Annotated in this window: 4 protein-coding genes and 1 pseudogene; all 5 read right to left on the reverse strand. The window is 67.3% G+C overall.

The annotated features are described in order from the left end of the window. Window positions 1-580 (reverse strand): annotated as a pseudogene (locus V7Q31_RS18655) (photosynthetic reaction center subunit L); the annotation flags it as partial. Window positions 581-693: 113 nt separating this feature from the next. Next, window positions 694-894, reverse strand: a complete 201-nt coding sequence (gene pufA / locus V7Q31_RS18660; RefSeq protein WP_333835342.1) for a light-harvesting antenna LH1, alpha subunit — start codon at window positions 892-894, stop codon at window positions 694-696. 16 nt (window positions 895-910) lie between these two features. Next, window positions 911-1,117 carry a light-harvesting antenna LH1, beta subunit gene (gene pufB / locus V7Q31_RS18665; protein WP_442976763.1) on the reverse strand — a complete coding sequence of 69 codons (207 nt, stop codon included), beginning with the start codon at window positions 1,115-1,117 and terminating at the stop codon, window positions 911-913. 128 nt (window positions 1,118-1,245) lie between these two features. Further along, entirely contained in the window at window positions 1,246-1,470 is a 225-nt protein-coding gene (locus V7Q31_RS18670; protein WP_333835340.1) for a hypothetical protein, read from the reverse strand. Between the two features lie 25 nt (window positions 1,471-1,495). Then, on the reverse strand, window positions 1,496-2,590 hold a 1,095-nt coding region (gene bchZ / locus V7Q31_RS18675), incomplete at its 5' end, for a chlorophyllide a reductase subunit Z (RefSeq protein WP_333835341.1).

The following is a 2,590-nucleotide window of genomic DNA, read 5'->3' on the forward strand; positions in this document are numbered from 1 at the left end:
ACGCGAGGAAGATCGCGTTCACGAAGAAGAAGCTGACCGCGATCATGTGCGCGGGATTGTAGTGGAAGTGCAGATACTGGTAGCCGACGTTCGACACCCAGTCGAGGTGGCTGAAGATGCCGTAGGGAAAGCCGTGTCCCCAGGCGCCTAGCAGCAGCGGCCGCACGATCACCAGCACCACATAGGCGAGGATGGCGAACGAGAACGCGATCGGCACATGCAGGCCCATGCCGAGCTTGCGCGAGATCTCGACCTGGCGCAGCGCCCAGGAGCAGAACGCCATCGTCGCGCAGAAGGTGATGAGCTGCCAGAAGCCGCCCTCCTGGAGCGGCGCGAAGGCCAGCCCGTAGCTGAGGTCCGGCGGCGCGATGTTGATCAGCCACGGGTTCCAGGTCTGGATGCCGTCATGGCCGAGGGCGGCGGCGTAGAAGATGAGCGCGGTGCCGATGGCGCTGAAGAACACCGTCACGACGCCGAAGAAGCCGACATAGAGCGGACCGATCCAGAAGTCGAACAGGTCGCCGCCGACCAGCGTCCCGCCACGGACGCGATATTTTCTCTCAAAACTGAGCAGGGCCATGGCAGATGCCTCCGATCGGTCCCCTGGGGCGCGGCCGGCGATCGGCGGGCCGCGTGTGAAATTGGTCGCGGCGGGCGAGGCGCAGCCCCGCCCGCAGCTGGCCAGGATCGGCGTCAGCCGAGCATGGTCTGGGCGAGGGTCGCGAGCGTCGCCGGATCGAGCGAAGCCACCGGGTTGCCCTCGAACCAGTTGAACCGCTCGGTGCTGAGCAGCACGAAGTGGATCATCACGGCGAGGCCGAACAGGAAGATGCCCTGCACGACGAAGACCCGGCGCGGATCGAAGATCAGCCAGATCTTGTAAAACTTGTCCATCATTTCCATGGTCCCCTTACCCGATCATCGTGAGCGCGGTGGTGACGGTCTCGAGGGACGTGAAGCCCTCCGGACCGGCCAGCCACGGGCGCCACAGCCACACGAGGAAGTGAGCGACGACGGCGACGCCGGTGAACAGCACGAAACCTTTCATGTAGATCTCGTGGAGTTCCTTGGCCTCCGCGTCGGTCAGTCCCGACATGGACGTCTTTTCGTCAGCCATGTGATAGCCTCCGACATTGGCCGCTAGGGCCGTGACCGCGCTGAACCCGCGCGGCAGGGCCCCCGGAGAGTCGCTCTACCGGGGATCGCATCGTCGACTTCAGCCGACGAGGCGAATTCTTGGGCCGTTCAGCGCATGAACGCGAACGGCGCAACGGTGTTCGCGGCTTCGCGCGCCTCACCGATGATGGATTTCCCGTCGCTCTTGAACGGGCGCAGGCTGCGCGGCAGCAGGCGCCCGAAGGCCGCCACCACCAGAAACAGCGCGGCCAGCGCCCAGAGCAGGACCTTGAACTCCAGCCGGTCGCGCTGGCGCAGCACGGCGAAGTCCGTCGAGTGTGCGGTGTCGGCCATGGTCGGCACTCCTGTCTGCGGCCCGTCAGGCCGGCTGGTCGGCCAGCGCGGTCACCCGCGCGGCGGTGATGCGGTGCGCCCCCTCGGCCCGCGCGGCGCGCTCGGCGGCGTCGCGCAGGGTCTTGGCGGCGGAGATGCGGGTCAGGACCGGGTGGGTCTCGACGATGCGGTCGAAGGCTGCCCTGGCCTCGGGGTCCCATGGGAGCTCCTCGCGTCCCCGGGTCGGGGTGGCGTCCACCGCGTCGAGATCGGTTCCCAGCGGCAGAATGTTGAAAAGCGCGTCGAACAGCGCATTGCACACCTCCTGGATCAGATAGGTCGCGCCGGCGTAGCCCATGAAGGGCGTGCCGGTGTGCCTGCGGATGATCGCGCCGGGGAAGCTTGCGGGGATGAACTGCGGCGCGAACGGCCCCTTCGTCTTGGCCTCGGCGGCGTACATCCGCTCGTTGTAGCTGCCGAACAGCACCAGCGGCGGCGTCTTGCGGATCGCCGCGCGCACGGCGGCGTTGTCAGTCTTCTCGCCCGCCGTCCGCTGGTAGGCGAAGGCGCAGGGCAGCCCCATGTCGGTCTCGAGGAAGTGGCGGATGCCCCGCGCATAGGTCTCGGTCGCCACGATCCCGAAGGAGGCGGTGGCGAAGAAATCCTGCGTCACCGAGCGCCACAGGTCCCACAGCGGCTTGATGGTGGTGTGCTTCTCGCGCTCGATGAACGGCTCGGGGTCGAGCCCGGTCAGCTCGCCCAGCTTGCGCAGGAAGCGCGTGGTGCTGTCGAGGCCGATGGGCGCCTGCAGGAACGGCCGCTCCAGCGCCTCGCACAGCTTGCGCCCGAACTCGCGGTACATGCAGACGTTGACCTCGGCCATCGCCAGCTTCGGCACGTCGGCGAGGTGGCTGCCGAGCGGGAACACCATGTGCACCTCGCAGCCGATCCCCTCGATCAGGCGGCGGATCTCGGCGAGGTCGGAGGGCATGTTGAACGTGCCGTAGATCGGCCCGATGATGTTGACCTTCGGCTTCTCGCCCTCCTTGCGGGGCTTCAGCGCCGGCACCTTCTTCGCGCCGAACTCGGTCCACAGCCACAGCAGGGCGCGGTCCGCGCTCTCCCACTGGTCCTCGTCGAT

It is taken from the genome of Rubrimonas sp. (assembly GCF_036788415.1).
Classification (GTDB): domain Bacteria; phylum Pseudomonadota; class Alphaproteobacteria; order Rhodobacterales; family Rhodobacteraceae; genus Rubrimonas.

Coding starts and splice junctions, on each gene's coding strand:
- pufB (WP_442976763.1), bottom strand. CDS start 1,117: ATGGCTGACGAAAAGACGTCCATGTCGGGACTGACCGACGCGGAGGCC.
- pufA (WP_333835342.1), bottom strand. CDS start 894: ATGGACAAGTTTTACAAGATCTGGCTGATCTTCGATCCGCGCCGGGTC.
- V7Q31_RS18670 (WP_333835340.1), bottom strand. CDS start 1,470: ATGGCCGACACCGCACACTCGACGGACTTCGCCGTGCTGCGCCAGCGC.